This is a genomic window from Anaeromyxobacter sp. Fw109-5, from assembly GCF_000017505.1.
GTDB lineage: Bacteria > Myxococcota > Myxococcia > Myxococcales > Anaeromyxobacteraceae > Anaeromyxobacter.
In genome coordinates, this window is the sequence record NC_009675.1 from 2,392,361 (window position 1) to 2,416,252 (window position 23,892).

A 23,892-nucleotide genomic window follows, 5' to 3' on the forward strand; every position below is an offset into this window, starting at 1 on the left:
CGTCCCGGGCCCGTCATCCCGAGCGAAGTCGAGGGACGGTCTCGTGCGCCTTGCAGCTCCCGAGGCAGGCTGCCGGCAAAAAAAGAGGGGCCGGGAGACCGGCCCCTCCACCCTAAGCTGATCTCGGAGCGGCGCGCGTTACGCCTTCTTGTGGCACTCCGCGCACTTCGCCGGGCCCTTCGCCTCCTTCTTGTGGCACTCGACGCAGAGGGCGTGGCCCTTCTCCTTGTCGAGCTCGAGCTTGCCGCCCGCGGCGCTGGCGTGGCAGGTCTCGCACTTCAGCGCGGCGTGCGTCTTGTGGTTGAAGGTGACGTTGCCGTTCTTCGCCTCGAGCGTGGCCGGGGCGGCCGGCGCGTCGGCGGCGATGGCGGCGCCCGCGAAGAGGACGGCGGCGACGAGCGAAGCGATTCGGATCTTCATCTTGCTGACCTCGCGTGTTCGCATTCACGGCGGGTGAATCCCGCCGCGGCGTGACGCCGCAATGTAGAGCGACGCGATCGCGCGAGGCTGCGGTTTGAGGGCGCGCGTCGGGGCGCCGCAGGCGCGGGGTGGAGCGCGCACAAAAACAGAGGGGCCGGTGTCCCGGCCCCTCCCGTCACTACGGACGACGCGTCGAGCGCGTTACGCCTTCTTGTGGCACTCCGCGCACTTCGACGGGCCCTTCGCCTCCTTCTTGTGGCACTCGATGCAGGTGGCGTGAGCCTTCTCCTTGCCGAAGCCCTCGATCTTCCCGCCCTCGGCGGTGGCGTGGCAGGTCTCGCACTTCACGGCGGAGTGCTTCGAGTGCTCGAAGGTCACGTTGCCGTTCTTCGCCTCGAGCGTAACCGGGGCGGTGGGGGCGGCAGCGTGGGCGGCGACGGCGAACACGACGGCGAACAGCGCAGCGAGGTACTTGGTCACTTTTCGTGCTCCTGAGATCGGGGCGGACCAGCCCGCCCGGCTTAGGGACGGCGGAGCCTACTCGATATTCAGGGGTCGAGACACAATTGCGATCGGGTGCGTCGACGACCGGGTTCCACTGAGAGAGGGTCTCAGTTTGTGGTGTCCGGAGGCGTCAGGCCAGCTCGAGCACGGCGGAGACCAGCTTGTCGATTCCGGTGGCGACCGCTCCGATCCAGGGTCCGAGCATGTAGGCGGGTGTCGACACGACCTTGAGGCGCTCGTCGATGGCGATCTCGTCCACTTTGCACTCCACGTGACGGGCGCCCCAGGACGCGATCGCCGCCGCCGTGTCCGCGTCGTCGCCGATCGTCACCTTCACGCCCTCGCCGCCCAGCAGGCGCGCCGCGATGACGGGCGAGATGCAGATGAAGCCCATGGGCTTCGACGCCGCGCGCATCTCGCGCACGATCCGCTCGACCTCCGGGAGCACCCGCATCCCGCGCCCCTCGACGGCGAAGGAGCAGAGGTTCTTCGCCGCGCCGAAGCCCCCCGGGAACACGAGCGCGTCCACGTCGCTCGCGGAGAGCTCGGCCAGATCGCGGATCTTGCCGCGGACGATGCGCGCCGACTCGGCGAGCACGTTGCGTCGCTCGCCCTCCGCCGGCGCCTGGCGCAGGTGATCGACGACGTGCATCTGCTCCACGTCCGGCGCGGCGGCGACGAGGGCCGCGCCGCGTCGATCGAGCGAGAGCAGCGTGCAGGTCGCCTCGTGGATCTCGGCGCCGTCGAGGAAGCCGCAGCCTGCGAGGACGACGCCGACACGCTTCGGGTTGGCCATCGGGAAACCTCCGTCGCACGGGAGGTGGGGATCCTACGCCGGGGCGGGGCGGTGCGACAGCGCCCCACCGCGGGGTGCGGCCGGGCGAAAAGTGGACGTCGATATCGGCGGGGCGGAGAGTGGTCGCCTCATGGGCCGTGGCACGCTCGCCCTCCTCCTCCTCTTCTCGATCGGGGCCCCCACCGGGACGCCCGCCGCGCCGCGCCGCGGCAAGGACTCGGTCTCTGCGCGCGCCTCCAAGAAGCCCGCCGTTCGCGCGGCCCGGGCGCCCGCCAAGGCGGCGCGCGCCGCGCCGCGGGCGCGGGGGAGCCGCCTCGAGCGGGCCAAGGAGGACATGCGCGCGCTCACGCGCGATCGTCAGAAGCGGCGCTACCGGCACCACTGGGAGCGCGCCATCGCCGGGCTGATCCAGGCGGCGAAGGGACGGGAGCGGGCGCCGGCGCTGGTCGAGGCGGCGCGCGCGCGCTACGCGCTCTACCGCTGGTCGGCGGACGAGTCCGATCGCGAGAAGGCGCTCCTCAACGCGCGGCGCGCGGCGGAGCTCGGCTCGCGCGAGGCGCGGCAGCTCGTGGCCGCCATCCGCCGCGAGGCGGGCGACGATCGTCCCGCGCCGAGGCCGGCGCGCAGGCCGGACGCTCCGGCCACCCCCGTTCCCGAGGAGTCGCCGCAGGACTCGGAGCCCGATCCCGAGCTCGACGCCGCAGTGGCGGATCTCACCGGCGCTGGAGCCGCGCCCGCGCTCGCGCTCGGCGAGTCCGGCGGGGAGGGCAAGGCGCGCGTCACGGAGGTGCGCACCTGGTCGAACGACGACTACACCCGCGTCGCCATCTACCTGTCGCACTGGGTGGGATGGCAGCAGCTCGAGCTCGCGCCCTCAGCCGGGCTCCCGCGCCGGCTCGCGGTGGACCTCCGCCCGGCGCTGCTCGCCGGGCGTGCGCTGGCGCGGCCGGTCGCGGGCGAGCGGGTGGACAGGGTCCGCGCGGCGCAGAACGACGCGGAGACGGTGCGGGTGGTGCTCGATCTCCCCGGCACCGACCGCGTGCAGCTGTTCGGGCTCGACGATCCGCCGCGCCTCATCGTGGACGTCGGGACGGCGTCGGCGCGCAGGAGCGTCGCGGAGGCGCGCCCGCCGGAGCCTGCCCAGCGGGACCCCGGGCCCGCCCCGGAGCCGGGGCGCGCCGCGGCCGCGGTGCCCGCCTCTTTCGAGCGCGTCGAGCGCGGGCCCGAGCACGAGCTGTCCGGGCGGATCCGCCGCGTGGTCGTCGACGCCGGGCACGGCGGACACGACCCGGGCGCCATCGGACCGCGCCGCGTGCGCGAGAAGGACGTGACCCTCGCGATGGCGAAGCGGCTCGCGAAGCGGCTGCGCGCGGAGGGCTTCGAGGTGGTGCTCACCCGCAAGAACGATCGGTACCTGGCGCTGGAGGAGCGCACCGCGATCGCCAACACCGCCGGCGGCGATCTGTTCGTCTCCATCCACGCGAACGCCCACCCCCGCCGGAACCGCAGCGGGGTCGAGACCTACTTCCTGAACGTCGCGGACGATCGCTACGCCGCGCGGCTCGCGGCGCGCGAGAACGGGGTCGAGCTCGCGGACCGCGGCGACGGGGACGTCGGCCGGATCCTCACCGACCTCGACGCCAAGGCGAGCGCGGGCGCTTCCCGGCGGCTCGCCGGGCTCGTGCAGCGCGAGCTCACCACGGGCGTCCGCTCACGGGTGGGAGAGGTGCGGGACCTCGGGGTGAAGAGCGCGCTCTTCTACGTGCTGCTCGGCGCGCGCATGCCCGCGGTGCTGGTGGAGACGGCGTTCATCTCGAATCGCGTCGAGGAGCGGCGACTCGCCTCCGCGAGCTACCAGGAGGAGGTCGCGGCCGGGATCGCCCGCGCCGTGACCTCGTTCGCGCGGAGCGAGGCGCGGGTGGCCTCGGTCCGTTGAGCCGAGCCCGCCGGCCGCTGCGAAGCCGGGCGAGGCCGCGTTCACCCCCGTATATTCCCGGACATGCGCCAGCCCGACGTCCACCCGAGCCTGCCGGTCGCGGCGCCCTTCGAGCTGGAGGAGCGCCTGCGGGAGCTTCCCCCGCTCACCGGCGACGTGAAGGCGGACTTCGCCGCGCAGCGCCGGTTCGTCGAGGAGGTGCACCGGGCGGGCGGGAGCGGGCACACCGTGGTGCGCCTGCAGAGCGCCGCCATGGACCGGATCGTCGCGGCGCTCTGGGAGCGCGCCTGCGCGGCGGCCGCGGAGGAGCACGCGGCCTCGCCCCTCTCGCTCGTGGCGATCGGCGGCTACGGCCGGCGCGACCTCGCCCCGTTCAGCGACGTGGACCTCCTGGTGCTGCACGGCGCGGGCGAGCCGGACGCCTTCGCCAAGACCGCCAGCCAGCGGTTCCTCTACGCGCTCTGGGATCTCCGGCTCGAGGTCGGTTACGGCGTGCGCGATCTCGCGGCGTGCGATCGGCTCGCGCGGGAGGACCACACCGCCCGCACCGCGCTCCTCGACCTGCGCTGGCTCGGCGGGGATCGCGCGCTCTACCGGGAGCTCGAGCGCGAGGAGCTCCACGGGCTGTCCGCCGAGAAGGTCGAGAAGTTCCTGGCGGACAAGCTCGGGGAGATGCGCGCGCGGCGCGAGCGGTTCGGCGACTCGATCTACCTGCTCGAGCCGAACGTGAAGGAGTCGGAGGGCGGGCTCCGCGACCTGCAGGCGGCGCTGTGGCTCGCGCGCGTGCGCTTCAAGGTCGCGGGCATCACCGACCTGCTCGCGCGGGCGCTCCTCCCCGAGCGCGAGATCCGCGAGATGCGGCGCGCGCGGGACTTCCTGTGGCGCGTCCGCAACGAGATGCACTACCTCGCCGGCCGCAAGTGGGACCAGCTCACCTTCGACGTCCAGCCGCCCGTGGCGCAGGCGATGGGGTACGTCGACGGCGAGCACGGGTCGGGCGTCGAGGAGTTCATGCGCCACTACTACCTCGCGGCGAAGACCGTGCTGGTGGCCTGCGACGCGATCGTGGACCGCTGCCTCGAGCCGGAGGCCGCCAAGGGCTGGCGGATGGTGCCGCCGCCCGCCGCCACCATCGGCGCGGAGCGGGTGGTGCCGGTGCTGGGCGGCAAGCCCGCGCGCACGGCGGACCGGCACATCCCCGGCGGCGAGTTCAAGGTGTTCCGGGGCAGGCTCACCGTGGTGGACACCGACGTCCTGAAGCGCTCGCCCGCCGCCCTCGTGCGCCTGTTCGCCACCGCCGACCGGGAGCAGCTGGACCTGTACCCGTTCGCGCGCGACCTCGCCGCGCAGGCCGCGGAGGAGCTCCCGCCGGAGGCGGCGACCGACCCGGAGCTGAACCAGGAGCTGCTCGCGTGCTTCTCGCGCCCCGGCACGCGCGGACGGTTCCTCACGCTGATGCACGAGATCGGGGTGCTGCCGCGCCTCCTCCCGGAGTTCGCGCGCGTGACGGCGCGGCGGCAGATCGACGTCTACCACGTGTACACCGTGGACGTTCACACGCTGTTCGCGGTGCGCCGGCTGTTCGCGCTCCGCTGCGGCGACGTGAAGGAGGACGGCCTCGGCGACCTCGCCAGGAGCGTGCAGCGGCCGCTGGCGCTCTACCTCGGGACGCTGTTCCACGACATCGGCAAGGGCGCCGGGAAGGATCACTCCGCCCGCGGCGCCGAGATCGCCGCCGAGGCCTGCGTGCGGATGGGGCTCGACCCCGCGGACGCGGCGGACATCGAGTGGCTCGTGCTGAAGCACCTGCGCATGAGCGCCGTCGCGCAGCGGCGCGATCTGTCCGACCCCGATCTCATCCACGCCTTCGCCGAGGAGATGGGGACGAAGGACCGGCTGGACAAGCTGTACCTCCTGACCTACGCCGACGTCGCCACGGTCGGCCCCCGCACCTGGACCGACTGGAAGGCGCGCCTCATCCGCGAGCTGTACGGGAAGACGCGCGAGGTGCTCGAGGGAGGAGAGCGGCGGCCGGAGCCCGGGACGGCGGAGGCTGCGGGACGCGAGCGCGTCGCGGCGGCCCTCCGCGCGGGCGCGGCGGGCGCGGCGGAGCACGAGCGGTTCCTGCAGGCGATGCCCGCTCGCTACTTCCTCACGGTCGATCCCGCGCACGCGCCCGGCCACCTGCGGCTCCTGCGCCGCGGGGCGGCGCTCCCGGTCGCGACCGCGCTCCGCCACCACCACGCGCTCGGCTACTCGGAGCTGTCGCTCACCGCGCGCGACCGGCCCGGCCTGCTCGCCACGGTCGCCGGCGTCCTCGCCGCGCACCGCATCGACATCCAGCACGCGGAGGTCTTCTCCACGCCCGACGGCTCCGACCTCGGCCGGCTCGCCGGCCGCGCGCTCGACGTGTTCGAGCTACGCGGGCCGGACGAGCGCGCCGTCGAGCCCGCGCGCTGGCGCGCGGCCCGCACGGATCTCGCCCGCGTCCTGGCGGGAGAGGAGGGGCTCGACGCGCTCCTCGCCCGTCGCCTCCGCGCCTCCTCGCTCCCCGAGAAGCCGCTCCCACGCGTGCCGACCAAGGTCGTCATCGACAACGACAGCGCGCGGGCGCACTCGGTGGTGGACGTCTTCACGGCCGATCGCGTGGGCCTCCTGCACACGCTCGCTCGCACGTTCTACGAGCTGGGCCTGTCGGTGGATCTCGCTCGCATCGCCACCGAGGGCCACCGGGCGTCCGACGCCTTCTACGTCCGCACGCCGGACGGGGCGCCGCTCGAGGGCGAGCGGGCCGCGCGCGTGGTCGCTGCCCTGACCGCCGCCGTCTCCCGCTCCGAGCAGGGCTGAGGATGTTCCCCTAGGGAGGGTGGCGGAGCCCGTCCGCGCCCCCGACCTCGCGCGTCCCGCGCGAGGCGCCGCCCGCGTCCTCCACGAGGGGAGCGCGAGCGGCTCGTCCGGGCACCACCAAAAAGATGCGGGATGGCGCGCCCTTGTCCAGCCGACCGGGCGTGGACACCGTGTTGCGCGGGCGGTTGGGGAAGGGGAAGGGAAGCAAGCGTCGCATGAACGATGTCATCCGAATCGGGATCGTCACCGCCTGGCCCGAGGACGATTGGCACAGCAAGCGGCTCGTCACCGCCTTCGCTCGCCACGGCGAGGCGGCGGTGATCGACCCGGCGGAGCTTTCGGCCATCGTGAGCGAGCAAGGCGTCGTCTCGGTGCGTGCTGCGGGTCTCGGGTCCGAGGCCTTCGACGCCTTCGTGCTCGCGCGCGGCATGGGTCGCACCGGCGACGCCGACGTGCAGTTCGAGATCTACCGGGCGCTGGAGGATTCGGGGGCGGTGGTGGTGAACCGCATCGATCCGCTCCTCGCCGCCCAGGACAAGTTCCGGTCGTCCTGGCTGCTCGCGCGCGCCGGCGTGCCGACGCCTCCCGCCGCGGTCGCGCAGACCTCCGCCGGCGCGGCGGAAGCGCTCGCCGGGCTCGGCGAGGCGGTGATGAAGCCCATCGCGGGCTCGCTCGGCGAGGGGGTCCAGCGGGTGCGCGCGGACGCTCCAGGGCGGGCGTCGGCGCGGGAGCGGATCGCCCGCGACGGGGCGGTCTATCTACAGTCCTACGTTCCACACCCCGGACGCGACGTCCGGGTGTTCGTCGTCGGGGGAAGGGGCCGCGCCGCGATGGAGCGGTACGCGCCTCCCGGGGAGTGGCGCACGAACGTGTCCACCGGTGCTCGGGTCGAGGCAGTGCCGCTCGGGGCCGAGCTGGCGGCGGTGGCGGAGGCGGCGGCGGAGGCGATCGGGCTCGACTACGCAGGCATCGACCTGGCGGTCGGACCCGAGGGTCCCACCGTGATCGAGGTGAACGGGAACCCCAGCTGGCAGGGGATCCTCGAGGCCACCGGCCTCGACATGGCGGAGGCGATCGCCGAGCACGTGCTCGGACGGGCGCTGCGCCGGCGCGGGGCCAGCGACCACATTGTTCCTGATTGGACGACGGGGGCGACACATGGCTGAAGAGAAGAAGGGCGGCAGCAAGGGAGCGATGACGGTCTCTGAGGCCGGTCGCAAGGGTGGCGTGCGGGTCCGCGAGACGCGGGGTCGCAAGTTCTACGAGGAGATCGGCAAGAAGGGCGGCGAGACCGTGAAGGCCGAGCGGGGCCGCAAGTTCTACGAGGAGATCGGCAAGAAGGGCGGCGACACCGTCAAGGCGGAGCGCGGCCCTCGCTTCTACGAGGAGATCGGCAAGAAGGGCGGCGAGACGATCAAGGCCGAGCGCGGGACGCCCTTCTACGAGGAGATCGGCCGCAAGGGCGGCCACAAGGTCCGCGAGCTCATCGAGAAGGGGAAGGCGGGCGCGGAGGAGGATCTCGGCGCCGGCCACGGGGGCGGAGAGCGGTAACGCACCGACGAGGTGCTCTGGAGGGGGGACACGATGGCGGACGAAGAGAAGAGCGCGCGGCGCGGTGAGCCGGAGGAAGGTCGCCGCGGGATGACGGTCTCCGAGGCGGGGCGCAAGGGCGGCATCGCCGTGCGGGACGAGCGAGGCCACGCGTTCTACGAGGAGATCGGCCGCAAGGGTGGGCAGAAGGTGCGGGAGCTCATCGAGCGCGGGAAGAACCGCGGCTAGCTCCGCAATGGGCAGGCGGCGACGCCGCCAGAGGCGCCCGTCCGGGTCTTCCCGGGCGGGCGCGCTCGTTTTCGCGGTCAGTGCGGCTCCCCTTCCGGCCGCTGGAAAAGGTGGGGCGTCCTGCACTCCCTCCGAGCGGGCGAAAGCTGCTAGAAAGAGGCCCCATGACGGTCGCCCCCATCGTCGAGATCGATCCCCTGCACCCCCAGCCCCGAGTGGTCGAGCGGGCGGTCTCGGTGCTCTCGTCCGGAGGCCTGCTCGCCTTCCCGACGGACACCTATTACGGGCTCGGCTGCGACCTCTTCGACAAGCGCGCCATCGAGCGCATCTACCAGCTGAAGCAGCTCCCGCGCTCGCACGAGCTGTCCTTCATCTGCCAGGACCTCGCCGAGATCTCTCGCTACGCCATCGTCGACAACGCGGCCTACCGCGTGCTCCGCCGCAAGGTCCCCGGGCCGTACACCTTCATCCTGCCCGCCACGCGCCTGGTCCCCGACCTCGTGCTGCGGCGCCAGAAGACGGTGGGCATCCGCATCCCCGACAGCCCCATCGCGCTCGAGATCGTCCGTCGCCTCGGACACCCGCTCATCTCGACCTCCGCGGCGACGCCCGGCGGCGAGGTGCTCATCGACGCGCACGACATCAAGGAGCAGCTCGGCCACGGCCTCGACCTCGTGCTCGACGGCGGCTACAAGCCCAACGAGCCGTCCTCGGTGATCGATCTCTCCGGGGCCGAGCCGCGCGTGCTCCGCGCCGGCAAGGGCGACGTCTCGGACCTGCTGGCTTGAACGGCCGCTCTTCCCGAGCGTAGCGCCGCGGCGCAGCGGGCAGTCGAGGGAGAACTGGACCGCCGGGCGTCCCGCGCTATCGTCGGGACATGTCGCCGCTCGAGCCCGCGCTCGATCTGTTCGTCGCCCACGTCCGCGTGGAGAAGGGGCTCGCCGAGAACAGCGTGGAGGGCTACCTCCGCGACCTGCGCCGCTACGTCGAGCACCTCGACGCGCTGGGGATCGGCGCCTGGGAGCGGGTGGGCCGCATCGAGATCCAGGCGCACCTGGGCGAGCTGGTCCGCAGGGGGCTCTCGCCCCGGTCCCAGGCGCGGGCGCTCTCCGCCATCCGCTCCCTGCACCGGCTGCTGTTCGCCGAGAAGCTCACTCCGGTCGACGCCGGCGACGAGCTCGACGCTCCCAGGCCGGGCCGGAAGCTGCCGGAGCTGCTCTCGCACGACGAGATCGCGCGGCTGCTCGCCAGCCCCGACCCGCGCAGCGCCGCCGGCCTGCGGGACCGGGCGATGCTCGAGCTGCTGTACGCCACCGGGCTGCGCGTCTCCGAGCTCGTCTCGCTCGGCCTCAACGACGTGAACCTCGAGACGCGGGTGCTCGTCGCGCGCGGGAAGGGGAACAAGGAGCGGATCGTGCCGGTGGGCGCGCCCGCGGCGGAGGCGGTGAAGGCCTACCTCGCGGTCGGGCGCGAGCGGCTCCTGCGCGGGCGGCGCTCGAAGGACCTGTTCGTCTCGCCGCGCGGTGGCCGCCTGACGCGGCAGGGCTTCGCGAAGCTGCTCGGGCGGCACGCGCGCGCGGCCGGCATCCGGCGACGGATCTCGCCGCACAAGCTCCGGCACTCGTTCGCGACCCACCTCCTCGAGGGCGGGGCGGATCTGCGCGCCGTGCAGGCGATGCTGGGCCACGCCGACGTGTCCACGACGCAGATCTACACGCACGTGGATCGCAGCCACGTGCGGCGGCTGTACGACCGGTTCCATCCCCGCGCGTGAGCGCCGGGGGGCTCCAGGCTCCGGGCAGCGGGACGGCCCGCCCCGTACCTCCCGGGAGCCCTCGGACCGAGGCCCGAAGCCTCCTCCGTCCGCCCGATCGTGCGCGAGCGAGCGACCGTCGTCCGCGTTGACCGGTCCCCCCCGTGCTGCTAAAGAACCCCCTTTCCCTGCGAGGACTTAGTGGGTCTCCTGTCCGATCCAGCGGGCGCGGTGATGAACCTCATCGTGCTCCTGCTCTCCCTGACCTTTCACGAGTTCTTCCATGCCTGGTCGGCCTGGAAGCTCGGGGACGACACCGCGGCGCGCCTCGGCCGGCTCACCCTGAACCCCGTCCCGCACATCGATCCCATCGGGACCCTGCTCTTGCCGCTCCTCGGGGCTCCCATCGGATGGGCCAAGCCCGTGCCCGTGAACCCGGCGCGGTTCCGGCGAGACGTGCGGCAGTCCACCGGCGACATCCTGGTCAGCGCGGCGGGACCGCTCTCGAACCTGCTCCTCGGCACGATCGCCGCGATACTGCTCGGGATCCTGCTGCGCCTCGCGCCCGAGGCCGTCGGGCCGGGCGAGGCGGGCCGAGCGCTGCTCGTCCGCTTCATGATCGTCAACACCGGGCTCGCCATCTTCAACCTGCTCCCGGTGCCACCCCTCGACGGCAGCCACGTGGCCGAGAACCTCATGCCCCTCCGGCTGAGGCCGGCGTGGGAGCAGTTCGCCCGCTTCTCGCCCTTCGTCCTCGTGGCGCTGATCGTGTTCGGCCGCGGCATCATCTACCCGCCGATCATGTTCGTGTTCGGCCTCCTCCAGCAGCTGACCCTCTCCATCGCCACCTAGAGCTCGATGCCCGAACAGCGCCCCATCGTCGTCAGCGGCATGCGGCCCACCGGCCGCCTCCACCTCGGCCACCTCCACGGCGCGCTCGCCAACTGGGTGCGGCTCCAGGGGGAGAACGACTGCTACTTCTTCAGCGCCGACTGGCACGCGCTCACGACGAGCTATCACGACCCCGCCGTCATCAAGCAGGCCGAGCGCGAGATGTTCGTGGACTTCATCGCCGCCGGCGTCGACCCGCAGAAGGTCACGCTCTTCGTGCAGAGCGAGGTGAAGGAGCACGCCGAGCTCTACCTGCTCCTCGGGATGATCACCCCGCTCGGCTGGCTCGAGCGCTCGCCCTCCTACAAGGAGATGCGCGAGAACATCACGGATCGCGACCTCGCCCTGTACGGCTTCCTCGGCTACCCGGTCCTCATGACCGCGGACATCATCATGTACAAGGCGACCCGCGTGCCGGTGGGCGTGGACCAGGTCCCGCACCTCGAGCTCTCGCGCGAGATCGCCCGCAAGTTCAACCACCACTACGGACCGGTGTTCCCCGAGCCGCAGCCGCTCCTCACCGCCGCGCCGAAGATCCTCGGCACCGACGGGCGGAAGATGTCGAAGAGCTACGGCAACACCATCGACCTCGGCGAGAGCGCCGAGTCCACGACGAAGAAGGTCATGGGGATGGTGACGGACCCGGCCCGCAAGCGGCGCCAGGATCCGGGCAACCCGGAGGTCTGCGGGATCTTCTACCTGCACAAGGTGTCGAGCGCTCCCGAGACCATCGCGTGGGTGGACGAGAACTGCCGCACGGCCGGCATCGGCTGCGTGGACTGCAAGAAGAAGCTGCTCGAGAAGCTCCTGCCCGCGCAGGAGCGGATGCGGGAGCGGCGCGAGGCGCTGCTCGCGCGGCCGGGGGACGTCGACGCGCTCGTTCAGCTCGGGACCGCCAAGGCCCGCGCGGTGGCGTCCCGCACCATGGACGAGGTCCGCGGGGCGATGAAGCTGAAGCTCGCCTGAGGCGCACGGGGGCGTCCCTTCTCGATGGCCAGGCGACACCCGGAGAGCGATGCGGTCGCCGGCGCCGAGCAGGCGGCGCAGGAGGCCTCCGCGCGCGCCGCCGCGGAGGCGTTCCGCGTCACGCTCCCGCCGCTGCGGGCCGGCGAGCCGCCGTTCGAGGGTCCCCTCGACCTCATCCTGCACCTCGTGAAGGAGCACGAGGTCGACCTGTTCGACATCCCCATCGCGCGGATCACCGAGAGCTACCTCGCGACGCTCGAGGCGATGCGGGAGCTGGACATCGACATCGCCGGCGAGTTCCTCCACATGGCGGCGCAGCTCATGCTGATGAAGTCGAAGCTGCTGCTGCCGCGGACGGAGGTCGCGGAGGACGCGCCGGGCGCCGACGAGTCCGGCGTCGATCCGCGCGCCGAGCTGGTGCGGCGGCTGCTCGAGTACCAGAAGTACAAGGCCGCCGCGGAGGAGCTCGGAGAGCGCGACATCCTGGACCGCACGGTGTTCGCCCGGAAGGCGCGGGTCGAGCGGCCGGTCGCGGCCGAGGGGCCCGAGGGGCTCGCCGACGTCTCGGTGTTCAAGCTGATCGAGGCGCTCGACCGGGCGCTGAAGCACGCGCGCCCCGAGCACACGCACGAGGTCGTCACCGACCGCCTCTCCATCAGCGACGCGATCGCGCGGGTGGCGGACGTGCTACGGCTCTCGCGCAGGGCCACGTTCGAGGAGCTCCTCTCCGGGCCGGCCGAGCACCGGCACACGCGCGCCGACGTGATCGCGACGTTCCTCGCCATCCTGGAGATGGCGAAGCTGAAGCTGGTGCGGATCTTCCAGGCCTCGCTCGACGAGGCGGGCCCCGGCGCGGAGATCCTCGTCGAGGCGAAGGACACCCTCGGGGACGACGTGCCCGCCGCCGGCGGGGAGGACTATCGATGACGGTGGAGCTCGACGACCCGAACACCCCCGCCGAAGGCGCGCCCGAGGAGCGGCCCGAGGCGGCGGAGCCCCCCGCCACGCAGGCGGAGCCCGCCCAGGAGCGGCCGGCGTCCTCGAGGCCGAGCGGCGTCTCGGACGCCGAGCTCCGCGCGATGCAGGCCGCCGAGGAGGCGAAGGCGGGCGATCCGGAGCTCGAGGAGGTCGAGTCCGCCGCCATCGACGCGCCCGGCTCGGACGAGGAGAAGGAAGAGCCGTTCGAGAAGCTCGCGGCGGCCGCGAAGCGGCTCAGCGCGGAGCGCGTGCGGACCATCATGGAGACGCTGCTGTTCCTGGCGGAGCGTCCGCTCACCTCGGAGGAGCTGCGCCAGGCCACCGGCGTCGACCTCGAGCGGATCGAGAAGGCCCTCGACAAGCTGTCGGGCCACTACCGGGAGGGCGTCTGCGGGATCGTGCTGCACGAGGTGGCCGGTGGGTGGCAGCTCCGCAGCTCGCCCGACAACGCCGCCTTCTCCCGCCGCTGGCTCAAGGTGAAGCCGCAGCGGCTCACCCGCGCCGCGCTGGAGACGCTCGCGATCATCGCCTACCGCCAGCCCGTCACGCGGCCGGAGATCGAGGAGATCCGCGGGGTGGACTGCGGCGCCGTGGTGAAGGCGCTCCTCGAGCGCAAGCTCATCAAGATCCTCGGCAAGAAGGAGGAGCCGGGCCGGCCCATGCTGTACGGCACGACCCGCGAGTTCCTCGAGTTCTTCGCGCTCAAGGACCTCGCCTCCCTCCCGACGCTGCGCGAGTTCCACGAGCTCTCCGAGGAGCACCGCGACATCGTGGAGAAGCAGCCGGAGACGCAGGACGGCGGCATCTCCGGCATCGTGGCCGACCTCGCGGACGAGAAGCTGCGCGCGGATCTGGAGGCGAAGCGCGCCGAGAGCGACGCCGCCCTCGAGGAGCTGGAGCGCGCGATGGAGGCGGCCGACGAGAAGGCGCGCGTGGCCCAGGCTGCGCTCGACGACAAGAAGAAGGACGAGGCGGCGGACGAGCCGCCGGGGACGGGCGGCTAGTGGCGGGCGACGAGAAGGGTGGGCCGGACGGCGTCCGCCTGCAGAAGTACCTGGCGGAGGCCGGCGTCGCCTCGCGCCGCAAGGCGGAGGAGCTCATCCTCGCCGGGCGGGTGAAGGTGAACGCGCGCGCGGTCACGGTGCTCGGCTCGAAGGTCGACCCGGCGCGCGACCTCGTCACGGTGGACGGGCGCCTCGTCTCGCGCAGCGAGACGCGGAGCTATTACCTGCTGTACAAGCCGCCGGGGTGCGTCACGACCGCGTCCGACCCCGAGGGCCGCCCCACCGCGCTCGAGTACCTGCGCGGCGTGAAGGAGCGGGTCTTCTCCGTCGGCCGGCTCGACTTCGACGCCGAGGGCGCGGTGCTGTTCACCGACGACGGCGAGCTCGCGAACCGGCTCGCCCACCCTCGCTACGGTCACCGTCGCACCTACCTCGTGAAGGTGCGAGGCGAGCCGCCGCCGGCCGCCCTCGAGCGGCTGGTCGCGGGGGTGCGGCTCGAGGACGGCCCCGCGCGCGCGCTCGAGGCGGTGCCGCACGAGCGCGCCGAGCGGAACGTCTGGATCCGGGTGGTCGTCGGGGAGGGGCGCTTCCACCTCGTGAAGCGGCTCTGCGAGGCGGTCGGGCTCCAGGTCCAGCGGCTCTACCGGCCCGAGTTCGGCGGCATCACGGTGGAGGGGCTGCGGCCCGGGCAGTTCCGCCCCCTCGCCCCGGTGGAGGTGCGGGCCCTCAAGACCGCCGTGGGGCTGGCCGGCGGTGCGCCCGCGGTCGCGCCGCGGGAGCTCCCGCGCGCCGCGCGGCGGCACGGCCACGGCCCGCCCGCGCCGCCGGAGCTCGCGCCGGCGCGTCGCGAGGGCGAGCGCGGCGAGCCTGGGCGCCGGGAAGGCAAGGAGCTCCCACCGCGCGGAGAACCGCGCGTGCGCGGGCGCGGCGAGGACGCCGGGAGAGGGCCGCGCGGAGAGCAGCGGCAGCGCGGGCGCGGCGAGGACGCCGGGAGAGGGCCGCGCGGAGGTGCCGGCGGTGCTCGGCGCCCGCCGCGGGGCGGTGGCGACCGGCGCGGTCGCTGACGCGGCTCGCAGGTCGTCCTGCTCCTTGCGCGTCCCCCGGGTCCTGGCGGAGCATGCCCGGTCATGTTCCCGCGCCGCTCCCTGGTCCTCGCCGCTTCGCTGATCGCCATGGCCTGCCGGCGCGGGGAGCTCGACGCACCCGAGCCGGAGCGGCGCGCCGCCGCGGTCCGCTCGGCGGGGAGGAGCGGAGAGCTCCCGGTCCTGCTCGTCGCCCAGCGCGACCCGAGCGCCCTCGTCCGGCGCGCCGCGGCCGAGGCGTTCGCGGCGCGCGGCGGTCCAGGAGCGACCGAGGCGCTCGGGGCGCTGCTGCTCGACGCCGACGCCGAGGTCGCCGCGACGGCGGCGCGGGGCCTCGCCGCGCTCGGGACCGACGGGACGGCGCGCGAGGATCTCGTCCGGGCCTACGGCGCCGCGCGACCCGCGACGCGCGCGGCCATCGCCGACGCCCTCGACGCCCTCGGCGTCTCGCTGCGCGAGGCCGTCGAGGCGGAGGCCCGCGCCCTGTGGGAGCGGAACGTGGCGGCGCTCGCCGCCGACGCCGGCCCCTCGCGCGCCGGCGCCGCTGAGGAGATCGGGGCGAGCGCCCGCGCCGAGGCGGTGCAGCGGCTCCTGCCGCTCGTGGACACCAATCGCAACCCCGAACCCGCGCTCGCCGCCGCCGCGTCGCGCGGCCTCGCGGAGGCGGGAGACTGGAAGGCGCGACCGTTCCTCGAGGCGCTCCTCGAGGAGGGGGACGTGCCCACCGTCGAGGCCGCGGCGGCGGCGCTCGCGCGCCTCGGCGATCCGGCCGCCGCCGCTCCGCTCGCGCGGCTCGCCGCGGACGGGCCCGGCCGGATCGCCTCGGCCGCCGCGGACGCGCTCGCCGCGCTCCCCGCCGCGCCGGAGGTCGGCGCGGCACTCTGCGGCGTCGCCCTCCGCACGCGCGACCCGTCCATCGCGGCGCTCGTCGCCCGGGCGGCGGCGGCGCACGAGGCGAGCTGTCCGGAGCGTCAGCTGGTCGCGCGGCTCGGCCGCAGCGCCGCCGCGCCGATCTCCGCGCTGGCCGAGCTCGCCCCGCCCTCGTCCCAGACCGCCGCGCGCGTCGCAGCCCTGCTGGACCCCGGCAGGGCCGATGCCCCGACCCGCGCGGCCGCGGCGCGCTTCCTCGCGAGGACCGGCCAGGCCGCCTCCGGCGCCGCCGTGGCGCGGCGCGCGGCCGCGCTCGCCGCCCGCGCGAGCGGCGGCGCGGAGGGCGGGCTCGCGCCGGAGGAGGCGGAGGAGCTCGGCGCGCTGCTCGCCGCGGCGGGGCGGCTCCGCGCCGACGGGGCCGAGGCGCTCCTCGGCCCCGGGCTCGCCGATCCGCGCCCGGCCGTGCGGGTGGGCGCCGTCGAGGGGCTCTCGCAGCTGGGCGCGCCCGGCGCGGTCGCGCGCGTGGCGGCGGCGCTCGCCGACCCCGAGCTGCGGGTGCGCCTCGCCGCGGCGGAGGCGCTCGGACGCCAGGGCACGCGCGGCGCCGCGGCCCTCGCGAAGGCGTGCGGCGCGCCGCGCTCGCGGGAGCCGGAGTGGAGCGCCGCGCTCGCGCGCGCCCTCGGGGAGGCGGGCAGCGCAGAGGCCGTGCCCGCGCTGACCGCGCTCCTCGAAGGAGAATCCGCGGGGATCGCGGCGGCGGCGCTGGCGAGGACGGGCGCGCCCGGCGCGTCCGCGCCGCTCGCGGCCTACCTGGCCCGTCCCGACGCGCCGGCGCGCGCCGGGGCGATCGAGGCCCTCGCCGCGCTCGGGGCGCGGGACGCGGCGCCGGTGGTGGCCGCGCAGCTCACGCACGACCTGCCGGAGGTCCGCGCGGCGGCGGCGCGCGCGCTCGGGAAGATGCGGTACGAGCCCGCCTCGGCGCGGCTCGAGGCGCTGCGGAGCGACTACTACGGGCGGGTTCGCCGGGCCGCGGTGGAGGCGCTCGCGAAGCTGCCGGCCGGCGCGCCCCGGCCGCGGCCCTAGGGCGCCGGCGCCGGCGGAGGGGCCATCGTCGTCGGCAGCACGGTCACCTGCTGCCCGAAGCGCGAGCGGAGCGCGGCGCCGAACGTGATGAGCGCCCCGGCCACCCAGGCGAGCGCGCCGAGCAGCGGGATCTCGGTCACGAGCACGACGATCGCGGTGCCGACGGCGAGCTGCACGACCCACGCGCCCCGCTGGACGCGCAGCGGCAGCGATCGCCCCACGTGGAAGGCGAGGGCGGTGAACCCGAGCACCCCGGCGGCCAGCACGAGCAGGGCGACGACCGCGACGAGCGGGATGCCGATGACCGTCACGACGAGGAGGAGCACGAGCAGCGGGGTCACGACGATGCCGAGCAGGCCCGTGAAGATCGACCTCCACGGACTCGCGATCATCGCCCCCGCGACCGAGTCCACCCGCCGGGGGAAGAGCGCGACGACGAGGAGGCCGAGCGCGAAGAACAGCGCGAACTTCGCGAGCGCCTGCCCGATGGCCCAGAGGGCCGAGTCGCCCCCTCCGAAGAGCAGGCTCGAGCCGAACAGGCCGGCGAGGCCGCCGAGCCCCGGGACCCCGACGCTGGTCTGCTCGCCGCCGATGGCGGCGTGCGGATCGGGCTTCACGCTCCCGCCCACGGCGGTGGCGTTCTGCTCGATCACGGCGCCCGGCCCCACCTCCACGCTCCCCATCACGGCGGTCACCTCGCGCGCGCTGGCGCCGCCCTCCAGCTTGACGCTGCCGAGCACCGCCACGACGTCCCGCGCGACCGCGCCCGGCTCGAGCCGCACGTTGCCGCGGAGGGCCACCACGTCGCGAGCCACCTCGCCCGAGCGGATCGTCACGTCGCCGTTGACGACCCGGTCGCGCGAGTCGGAGCCCGTCTCGGGGCCGTCGCGCCACTCCTCGGCGTCCCGCATCGCGCGCTCGGCGTCGCGCAGGGCGCGCTGCGCGTGCCGGCGTGCCTCCTCGCCGACGCCTGCGAACCCGTCGAACGGCGACTGGCGCACGGTCACCACGCCGCCCTGGAGCTCCGCGGTGAGGCCGGCCTGATCGAGCACCGCGCGCAGCGCGTCCTCGACGGCGATCGCGTTGAACACCCCGGACACCTGGCCGCGCACGCCGGGCGGGATGACGATGGAGAGGCCCCCCGCGGCCGCGATCTGTCGGAGCGCGTCGTCGACGTCCGTGCCCTCGAACTCGCCGGTGAACCGCTTGCCGCTCGGCTTCCCGAAGCCGGCGAGGGTGGGCCGCCGCTCGACGGGGAGGGTCGAGGGGGAGACGACCACCGTGTCGCGGCGGCGCGACGCCTCGAGGCGGGTGCCCCTCAGGGCGGCGCGCATCGCCTCCTCGACCGGCACGTCGCGGAGCTTCAGGACGAGCTGGATGTTCCCGGTCCTGCCGGTGTTGAGGACGAGGTTCCATCCTGCGGCGTCGGCGATCTGCTCGAGGGCGTCGTCGAGCGAGACGGTGTCCGCGAGCGTGACCCGCTTGCCGGAGGGCTCCGCCGGCCAGTCGCCGACGAGCGGATCGAGCTCGCCCGGGGGCGGCGGCGGCGGGGGGAGCGGCGTGGGCACGGGGCTCCCCGCCGCGCGAGGGCCGGGCGCAGGCGGGGAGGGCCGCGGCGGCGGCGGCGGCGACTCCGCGCCGGGGCGGGTCGCCTGCGCGAGCTGACGGGGCGGCGCCTCGAGCGAGGGCTGGAACACGAGGGCGGCGAGGAGGAGCGCGAGCATGGAGTCTCCGTCAGGCGGCTTCGACGCGCGCCTCGGGCGCGGGCATGAGGCGCGCGAGCGCGACGAGCAGCGGGATCGCGAGGGCGGCCCCGGCGAGGATGATCTGCAGCCGGAACGCGCCGACGAGCGCCGGGACGAACCCGGCGCCGATGCGGATCGCGCGGGCGGCGTCGCCGAAGCGGTCCGCCACCGCCGAGACCGCGGGCGCCCACGGGCCGGCCCCGGCCGCCACGAAGGCGACGACGGTGGCGAGGGCCACGCCCGCGAGGATGCCGAGCGCCCAGTTGCGCTCCCGGGCGGCGGCGCGCTCGTGCGCGTCGATGCGCGTGAAGACGCCGGCGGTGAAGTCATCCGGGAGCGGCGGGAGCTCGAGGTCCTCGAGCGCCACCGCGAGCATGCGGTACGACTCCACGGCGGCCTGGCACGCGCCGCACCCCGCCAGGTGCCGCTCGACCGCGGCGGTCTCCGCGTCCAGGAGCGCGCCGTCGACGACCCGCTGGGCCTGCGCGTCGGTGAGGTGTCCGTCGAACGTGTTCATCGCGTGACCTCCGCGCCGGGCTCGGCGAGCGCCGTCTTGAGCCGGGCGCGCGCGCGGTGGAGCCAGGTCATTACGGTGCCGATGGGGACGTCCAGCGTCGCGGCGATCTCCTTGTAGGAGAGGTGCTCGACGTGGAAGAGGTGCACGACCTCGCGATAGTTCTGGGGCAGCGCCGCCACCGCGGCCTCGAGCGCGCCCGCGAGCTGGCGGCGCTCCAGCGCCTCGTCGCCGCGCTCCGCTGCGGGATCCGCGAGCTCGCGCGGCGCGCCGTCCTCCGGCTCGGCGTCGAGCTCGAACTGCTGCGCCTCGGGGAGGCGCCGGCGCAGGACGTCGAGGCAGTGGTTGCGTGCGATGCGGAGCACCCAGGGCGCGAACGGCTGGCCGGGATCGTACGTCGAGAGCGCCGCGAAGGCGCGCGCGAACGTCTCCTGGGCGGCGTCGCGCGCCTCCTCCGGGTGGCGCAGCAGACGGAAGCAGAGCCCGAACACGGCGCGCTTGTGCACGTCGACGAGCTGGCCGAACGCCTTGCGGTCGCCCTTCGCGGCAGACCGCGCAAGGGCGGCCTCGCCGGTCATGACCGGAGGCCCCAACGAGCGCTCCTCCACCTGCCACGAGAGGGCGAACCGTAGATCGGCGACGGCGGCGACCGCAATCATGGAGAAACCTACGGATCCTGCCGGGTTCTATTTCGCCCGGACGCCCGCAGGCGCCGGGAGCGCGGGGGCGGGCGGCGGTCTGGTCAATTCCCGGGGAGTTCCGAGGCGTTGGGTGGCGTCACACGAGCCCGGCCGCGCGCTCGGCGAAAAGGATCGCGAAGCTCACCGCGAGCGTCGCCGCCGTGACCAGGGCGCCGATGCGGAAGAAGCGCCAGAACCCGATCCCCGCTCGGGACCCCGCCTGCTCGAGGACGATCAGGTTCGCCACCGAGCCCACGATCGTCAGGTTACCCGCGAGCGTGGACGCGAGCGCGGTCGCGAGCCAGAGCAGGCGGGGTTCCGCGAGGCGGGGGATCCACTCGCCCGCGAGGACCACGAAGGGCACGTTCGAGACGACCTGCGAGGCCGCCACCGCGAAGCCGCCGAACACCAGCGCCTGCCGCGCCGCGCCCTCGCCCAGCGCCGGCGCGACCGCCTCGTACATCGCCGCCGCTACCCCGGAGCGTCCGACGCCCGCCACGATGACGAAGAGCCCCGCGAAGAACACGAGCAGCGGCCAGTCCACGCGCTGGAGCGCCTCGCGCGGCGCGGGCCCGGCGACCGCCATGCACAGGGCGGCCGCGAAGAGCGCGGTCCACGAGAGCGGGAAGCCTGCCAGGAAGCCGGCCACCGCGAGCGCCGTGGCGCCGAGGGCGCGGGCGAGGAGCCGCCGATCCAGGACGGGCGGCGCCACCCGGGTCGGGGCGAGCGCGCGCCGAGGCAGCTCGCCGCGAAAGACGAGCTGGAGGACCAGGGCGACCACGGCGAGCGACGCGAGCGCCGGCAGCGCCAGGGCGGAAGCGAAGTCCGCGTAGGAGATCCCCGAGAGCGTCCCGACGATCATGTTCTGGGGGTTGCCGGTGAGCGTCGCGACCGATCCGGCGTTCGAGCCGAAGGCGAGGGCGAGCAGGTAGGGCAGGGGCGGCAGCTCGGCGTCCTCCACGACGCGGAGCACGATGGGCGTGACCATCACGCAGACCGTGTCGTTCACGAGCAGCGCCGAGAGGGCCCCGCCGGCGAGGACCACCGCCCACAGCAGCGCCCGCGGGGTGCGCACCGCCTGGAGGATGCGGAAGCTCGTCCAGCGGAAGAAGCGCGCCTCGGCGAGGTACGCGGAGAGGATCATCATGCCGAGCAGCAGCCCGAGCGTGTCGCCGTTCACCGCCGCGCCCGCCTCGCGCGGCGTGAGCACGCCCGTCGCGACCATCAGCGCGGCGCCCAGGAGCGCCGCGGACGGGCGGTCGAGCGAGAGGAATGGCAGGCGCCCCGCCGCGACCGCGAGGTAGGCCACGGAGAAGACGGCGACGGCGGCGACCATGGACGCGCGTTCTAGCACGGCAGACCCCTGGAGGGTCGAGCGGCTGCCCCCCGCGCGACCGCGAACTGGCGGCGGGCGACGGGCTAAATTCGAGCCGTGCCCCACCATCTTCCGATCGTCCTGGACGGCAGCGCCGGAGAGGGGGGCGGCCAGATCCTCAGGACGGCCCTCGCGCTCGCGGCCATCACCGGGAAGCCCTTCGCCATCGACCGCATCCGCGCGAACCGCGAGAAGGCAGGGTTGCGCCCGCAGCACCGCGAGGCCGCGCGCGCCGTGGCCCGGCTGTGCGACGCTCGGCTCGAAGGGGACGAGGTCGGCGCGACTCGCCTCGAGTTCGTGCCGCGGCGACCCGTGCGGGCGGGCGAGTGGGCGTTCGACATCGGCACGGCCGGCTCGACGCCGCTCCTGTTCCAGACCGTCTGCTGGCCGCTCGCGCTCGCCGGCGCGCCGTCCACGCTGACCTTGCGAGGTGGCACGCACCAGGACCACGCGCCGAGCTTCCACTACCTCGCGCTCGTGTGGGCGCCGGCGGTGGCGCGGCTCGGGTTCCGCTTCGAGCTGGGCCTCCAGGCGGCGGGGTTCTACCCGGAGGGCGGCGGCGAGTTCACCGCGCGCGTCGAGCCCGCGCACGCGATGCCGGCGCTCGACCTGCGCCACCGCGGCACGCTGCAGGACGTGGAGGTCGTCTCGATGGTGTGCGGCCTCGGGTTCGAGGTCGCCGAGCGGCAGGCGGCGCGCGCGATGCGCCTGCTGCGCGACGCCGGCATCTCCGCCCAGGCGGAGCGCGTCCCCCTGCCGTCGCGAGCTTCGCGCGGGGGGCACGTCCTCGTCGTCTCGACCTTCCAGCGCGGCCGGGCCGGACACGGTGCGGTGGGAGAGCCCGATCGCTCGCCGGAGGAGACCGCGGAGGAGGCGGTGCGCGACTTCCGGGCCTACCTCGAGGGCGGCGCCGCCCTGGATCGCCACCTCGGCGACCAGCTCCTCCTGCCCGCCGCGCTGCTCGCCGCGGGCCTCGTCCCGGCGGCGCCGGGCGTCGTGCCCACGACGCGCTACACGGTCCACGCGGTGACGAAGCACCTCACCACGAACGCCGACGTGATCCGCCGCTTCCTCGACGTGGAGATCGCGATCACGGGCGGCGAGGGCGAGGAGGGCGACGTGCGCGTGCAGCCCCCGGGCGCCACCGCGGAGGTGGTGCCGCTGCCCCCGTCGCCCCAGTAGCCGCGGGACCTACACCCAGCGCCTCCGGCGGAAGAACGCCCAGAGCGCGAGCGGCATCACCGCCACGACCGAGAGGACGAGCGGCACGGCGATCCGTGGCGGGACGATCTGGAGGTTCATCCCGAAGAACCCCGCGACGAAGTTGAGCGGCAGGAAGATCGTCGCCACGAGCGTGAGCCGGGCGGTGAGCCCCGAGAGCCGGTTGTTGGTGCGCGACAGGTACGCATCCATGGCGGAGGCGAGGAGGTCGCGGCTGGTGTCGATCTCCTCCGCGAGCCGGACGGTGTGGTCGACGACGTTGCGGAAGTAGATGGCGGTCGCCTCCCGGACGAGGGGCTGACCCGGGCGCGCCAATCCGGCGAAGACCTCGCGCTGCGGGGCGAGGCGCCGGCGGAGCAGCCCGTGCGTCCGGCGCGCCGCGACGATGCGAGGGAGCAGGTCCTCGTCGGGCGCGACCCCGTCCGGCTGGGACGCGAGGTCGGCGAGCTCCTCGACCTCCTCCGTGAGGGCGTCGGCGAGGGCGAAGTGCACGTCGGTCATCGCGTCGTGGACGAGGTAGAGCGCGAAGTCCGGGCCGCGCTCGAGGAGGGCGGGCTCCTCGGCGCAGCGGGCGAAGACGCGGTCGAGCTCGGCGAGGGGAACGCGGTGGACCGTCACGACGGCCTCGGCGGTGAGGAACGCGTGCAGCTCGTGCGAGCGCAGGTCGGTGTCGTCGGGCGTGGGCGCCACGCGGTGCACCACGCAGAACAGGCTCTCCGGGTACGGCTCGTACTTGGGCCGCTGGTCCTCGTGGGCGCAGTCCTCCAGCGCGAGCGGGTGGAACCCGAAGGTCGCCCCCAGGAACGCGAGCGTCTCTGCGTCCGGCGTGCAGTCGATCCAGAGCCGCGCACCGCGCTGGACGAGCTCCCGCCCGCCGGCCGTCACGCGCCCCGCCTCCCACCGGATCACTCGAAGCACGCGCCCGCCTCCCCGCGCCCCGGACGATCCGGGCGCCGGGGGGAGCCTAGCATCGCGTGGCGGCGGGCGGCGTCATGGTGTAAGCGAGGGTCCGTGCGGAGCCCCGTCCTCGCCCTCGTGATCGCCGCGGTCGTCGGCTGCGCTCCCCGCGCGGCGCGCCCGCCGCCGCCCGTCCGCGCCGGGACGCCGGAGGAGGCGTTGCGCGCCTTCACCGACGCCCTGCGGGAGGAGCGCTTCGCCGCGGCGCAGTCCCTGCTCTCCGCGCGCTGGCGAACGGCGTACACGCCGGAAAGGCTCGCCGTGGACCTTCGGGGCGCGGGTCCTGCCGGGCGCGAGGCGGCGCAGCGCGTCGCGTCGGCGCTCGCGGAGGGGGCCCCGCTCGAGCGGAACGGCGTCACCGCCCGCCTCCCACTCGGGGGTGATCGCGCCGCGTCGGTGGTCCGCGAGCAGGACGGCTGGAAGGTGGACGCCCTGGAGTGAGTCGTCGACGTCGAGCGGCGCTCACGCGGCGTTGAGAAGCCCCCGGGCGG

23 protein-coding genes are annotated in these 23,892 nt (G+C 74.6%); 15 read left to right on the forward strand and 8 right to left on the reverse strand.

Features of this window, described 5'->3' with window-relative positions; translation table 11 throughout:
• Positions 1-138: 138 nt before the first annotated feature.
• From ANAE109_RS10750 to elbB, 3 genes are all read right to left on the reverse strand, one after another.
• On the reverse strand, positions 139-420 hold the full coding sequence (locus ANAE109_RS10750) for a cytochrome c3 family protein (RefSeq protein WP_012096891.1): 282 nt from the start codon (positions 418-420) through the stop codon (positions 139-141).
• Between the two features lie 201 nt (positions 421-621).
• Positions 622-900, reverse strand: a complete 279-nt coding sequence (locus ANAE109_RS10755; RefSeq protein ID WP_012096892.1) for a cytochrome c3 family protein — start codon at positions 898-900, stop codon at positions 622-624.
• Positions 901-1,054: 154 nt separating this feature from the next.
• On the reverse strand, positions 1,055-1,720 hold the full coding sequence (gene elbB / locus ANAE109_RS10760) for an isoprenoid biosynthesis glyoxalase ElbB (RefSeq protein ID WP_012096893.1): 666 nt from the start codon (positions 1,718-1,720) through the stop codon (positions 1,055-1,057).
• A 130-nt stretch (positions 1,721-1,850) separates the two neighbouring features.
• Between elbB and ANAE109_RS10765 the strand changes: the two genes are divergently transcribed.
• From ANAE109_RS10765 to ANAE109_RS23410, 13 genes are all read left to right on the forward strand, one after another.
• Positions 1,851-3,656 carry an N-acetylmuramoyl-L-alanine amidase gene (locus ANAE109_RS10765; protein WP_012096894.1) on the forward strand — a complete coding sequence of 602 codons (1,806 nt, stop codon included), beginning with the start codon at positions 1,851-1,853 and terminating at the stop codon, positions 3,654-3,656.
• Between the two features lie 63 nt (positions 3,657-3,719).
• A complete protein-coding gene (gene glnD, locus ANAE109_RS10770; protein WP_012096895.1) occupies positions 3,720-6,503 on the forward strand; it encodes a [protein-PII] uridylyltransferase in 2,784 nt (927 codons plus the stop codon).
• A 215-nt stretch (positions 6,504-6,718) separates the two neighbouring features.
• Positions 6,719-7,669 carry a RimK family alpha-L-glutamate ligase gene (locus tag ANAE109_RS10775; protein WP_041448277.1) on the forward strand — a complete coding sequence of 317 codons (951 nt, stop codon included), beginning with the start codon at positions 6,719-6,721 and terminating at the stop codon, positions 7,667-7,669.
• Positions 7,662-8,054: a general stress protein gene (locus ANAE109_RS10780; protein ID WP_012096897.1), complete on the forward strand. Its 393-nt coding sequence runs from the start codon at positions 7,662-7,664 to the stop codon at positions 8,052-8,054. Before ANAE109_RS10775 ends, ANAE109_RS10780 begins: the two co-directional genes overlap by 8 nt.
• Before the next feature lie 33 nt (positions 8,055-8,087).
• On the forward strand, positions 8,088-8,282 hold the full coding sequence (locus tag ANAE109_RS10785; protein ID WP_012096898.1) for a hypothetical protein: 195 nt from the start codon (positions 8,088-8,090) through the stop codon (positions 8,280-8,282).
• 164 nt (positions 8,283-8,446) lie between these two features.
• Positions 8,447-9,070 carry an L-threonylcarbamoyladenylate synthase gene (locus ANAE109_RS10790; RefSeq protein ID WP_041448278.1) on the forward strand — a complete coding sequence of 208 codons (624 nt, stop codon included), beginning with the start codon at positions 8,447-8,449 and terminating at the stop codon, positions 9,068-9,070.
• 89 nt (positions 9,071-9,159) lie between these two features.
• Positions 9,160-10,056, forward strand: a complete 897-nt coding sequence (xerD, locus tag ANAE109_RS10795) for a site-specific tyrosine recombinase XerD (protein ID WP_012096900.1) — start codon at positions 9,160-9,162, stop codon at positions 10,054-10,056.
• A gap of 180 nt (positions 10,057-10,236) precedes the next feature.
• A complete protein-coding gene (locus ANAE109_RS10800; RefSeq protein WP_234945283.1) occupies positions 10,237-10,887 on the forward strand; it encodes a site-2 protease family protein in 651 nt (216 codons plus the stop codon).
• Between the two features lie 6 nt (positions 10,888-10,893).
• Positions 10,894-11,892 carry a tryptophan--tRNA ligase gene (gene trpS, locus ANAE109_RS10805; RefSeq protein WP_012096902.1) on the forward strand — a complete coding sequence of 333 codons (999 nt, stop codon included), beginning with the start codon at positions 10,894-10,896 and terminating at the stop codon, positions 11,890-11,892.
• Between the two features lie 24 nt (positions 11,893-11,916).
• Positions 11,917-12,819: a ScpA family protein gene (locus ANAE109_RS10810; protein WP_012096903.1), complete on the forward strand. Its 903-nt coding sequence runs from the start codon at positions 11,917-11,919 to the stop codon at positions 12,817-12,819.
• Positions 12,816-13,874, forward strand: coding sequence for an SMC-Scp complex subunit ScpB (gene scpB, locus ANAE109_RS10815; RefSeq protein ID WP_012096904.1), 1,059 nt, complete (start codon positions 12,816-12,818; stop codon positions 13,872-13,874). The genes ANAE109_RS10810 and scpB overlap by 4 nt, the downstream gene beginning before the upstream one ends.
• Positions 13,874-14,938 carry a pseudouridine synthase gene (locus tag ANAE109_RS23405; protein WP_012096905.1) on the forward strand — a complete coding sequence of 355 codons (1,065 nt, stop codon included), beginning with the start codon at positions 13,874-13,876 and terminating at the stop codon, positions 14,936-14,938. Before scpB ends, ANAE109_RS23405 begins: the two co-directional genes overlap by 1 nt.
• Positions 14,939-15,001: 63 nt before the next feature.
• Complete coding sequence (locus tag ANAE109_RS23410; protein WP_012096906.1) at positions 15,002-16,909, forward strand: HEAT repeat domain-containing protein; 1,908 nt, start codon at positions 15,002-15,004, stop codon at positions 16,907-16,909.
• On the opposite strand, the gene ANAE109_RS10825 is transcribed toward ANAE109_RS23410, so the two are convergent.
• The 4 genes from ANAE109_RS10825 to ANAE109_RS10840 all read right to left on the reverse strand — a co-directional run bounded on the left by ANAE109_RS10825 (position 16,906) and on the right by ANAE109_RS10840 (position 21,184).
• Positions 16,906-18,633, reverse strand: a complete 1,728-nt coding sequence (locus tag ANAE109_RS10825; protein ID WP_012096907.1) for an STN domain-containing protein — start codon at positions 18,631-18,633, stop codon at positions 16,906-16,908. The genes ANAE109_RS23410 and ANAE109_RS10825 overlap by 4 nt on opposite strands.
• Before the next feature lie 10 nt (positions 18,634-18,643).
• Positions 18,644-19,171, reverse strand: a complete 528-nt coding sequence (locus tag ANAE109_RS10830) for an anti-sigma factor (protein ID WP_012096908.1) — start codon at positions 19,169-19,171, stop codon at positions 18,644-18,646.
• On the reverse strand, positions 19,168-19,827 hold the full coding sequence (locus ANAE109_RS10835) for an RNA polymerase sigma factor (protein WP_234945284.1): 660 nt from the start codon (positions 19,825-19,827) through the stop codon (positions 19,168-19,170). Before ANAE109_RS10835 ends, ANAE109_RS10830 begins: the two co-directional genes overlap by 4 nt.
• A gap of 118 nt (positions 19,828-19,945) precedes the next feature.
• Complete coding sequence (locus tag ANAE109_RS10840) at positions 19,946-21,184, reverse strand: SLC13 family permease (RefSeq protein ID WP_041448279.1); 1,239 nt, start codon at positions 21,182-21,184, stop codon at positions 19,946-19,948.
• A gap of 96 nt (positions 21,185-21,280) precedes the next feature.
• Between ANAE109_RS10840 and rtcA the strand changes: the two genes are divergently transcribed.
• Entirely contained in the window at positions 21,281-22,405 is a 1,125-nt protein-coding gene (gene rtcA, locus ANAE109_RS10845) for an RNA 3'-terminal phosphate cyclase (RefSeq protein ID WP_012096911.1), read from the forward strand.
• A 9-nt stretch (positions 22,406-22,414) separates the two neighbouring features.
• Here the strand turns inward: rtcA and ANAE109_RS10850 are convergent, their stop codons facing one another.
• Positions 22,415-23,362 (reverse strand): magnesium transporter CorA family protein, encoded by a 948-nt coding sequence (locus ANAE109_RS10850; protein WP_012096912.1) that lies wholly within the window; start codon positions 23,360-23,362, stop codon positions 22,415-22,417.
• Positions 23,363-23,455: 93 nt separating this feature from the next.
• Here ANAE109_RS10850 and ANAE109_RS10855 point away from each other — a divergent pair, with 93 nt between their 5' ends.
• Positions 23,456-23,842 carry a hypothetical protein gene (locus ANAE109_RS10855; RefSeq protein WP_041448280.1) on the forward strand — a complete coding sequence of 129 codons (387 nt, stop codon included), beginning with the start codon at positions 23,456-23,458 and terminating at the stop codon, positions 23,840-23,842.
• Positions 23,843-23,892 lie beyond the last annotated feature (50 nt).

Excerpts from the sequence above, each read along its gene's own strand:
- ANAE109_RS10750 (WP_012096891.1), bottom strand. The coding sequence starts at position 420 with ATGAAGATCCGAATCGCTTCGCTCGTCGCCGCCGTCCTCTTCGCGGGC.
- elbB (WP_012096893.1), bottom strand. The coding sequence starts at position 1,720 with ATGGCCAACCCGAAGCGTGTCGGCGTCGTCCTCGCAGGCTGCGGCTTC.
- ANAE109_RS10765 (WP_012096894.1), top strand. The coding sequence starts at position 1,851 with ATGGGCCGTGGCACGCTCGCCCTCCTCCTCCTCTTCTCGATCGGGGCC.
- glnD (WP_012096895.1), top strand. The coding sequence starts at position 3,720 with ATGCGCCAGCCCGACGTCCACCCGAGCCTGCCGGTCGCGGCGCCCTTC.
- ANAE109_RS10775 (WP_041448277.1), top strand. The coding sequence starts at position 6,719 with ATGAACGATGTCATCCGAATCGGGATCGTCACCGCCTGGCCCGAGGAC.
- ANAE109_RS10780 (WP_012096897.1), top strand. The coding sequence starts at position 7,662 with ATGGCTGAAGAGAAGAAGGGCGGCAGCAAGGGAGCGATGACGGTCTCT.
- ANAE109_RS10785 (WP_012096898.1), top strand. The coding sequence starts at position 8,088 with ATGGCGGACGAAGAGAAGAGCGCGCGGCGCGGTGAGCCGGAGGAAGGT.
- ANAE109_RS10790 (WP_041448278.1), top strand. The coding sequence starts at position 8,447 with ATGACGGTCGCCCCCATCGTCGAGATCGATCCCCTGCACCCCCAGCCC.
- xerD (WP_012096900.1), top strand. The coding sequence starts at position 9,160 with ATGTCGCCGCTCGAGCCCGCGCTCGATCTGTTCGTCGCCCACGTCCGC.
- trpS (WP_012096902.1), top strand. The coding sequence starts at position 10,894 with ATGCCCGAACAGCGCCCCATCGTCGTCAGCGGCATGCGGCCCACCGGC.
- ANAE109_RS10810 (WP_012096903.1), top strand. The coding sequence starts at position 11,917 with ATGGCCAGGCGACACCCGGAGAGCGATGCGGTCGCCGGCGCCGAGCAG.
- scpB (WP_012096904.1), top strand. The coding sequence starts at position 12,816 with ATGACGGTGGAGCTCGACGACCCGAACACCCCCGCCGAAGGCGCGCCC.
- ANAE109_RS23410 (WP_012096906.1), top strand. The coding sequence starts at position 15,002 with ATGTTCCCGCGCCGCTCCCTGGTCCTCGCCGCTTCGCTGATCGCCATG.
- ANAE109_RS10825 (WP_012096907.1), bottom strand. The coding sequence starts at position 18,633 with ATGCTCGCGCTCCTCCTCGCCGCCCTCGTGTTCCAGCCCTCGCTCGAG.
- ANAE109_RS10830 (WP_012096908.1), bottom strand. The coding sequence starts at position 19,171 with ATGAACACGTTCGACGGACACCTCACCGACGCGCAGGCCCAGCGGGTC.
- ANAE109_RS10835 (WP_234945284.1), bottom strand. The coding sequence starts at position 19,827 with ATGATTGCGGTCGCCGCCGTCGCCGATCTACGGTTCGCCCTCTCGTGG.
- ANAE109_RS10840 (WP_041448279.1), bottom strand. The coding sequence starts at position 21,184 with ATGGTCGCCGCCGTCGCCGTCTTCTCCGTGGCCTACCTCGCGGTCGCG.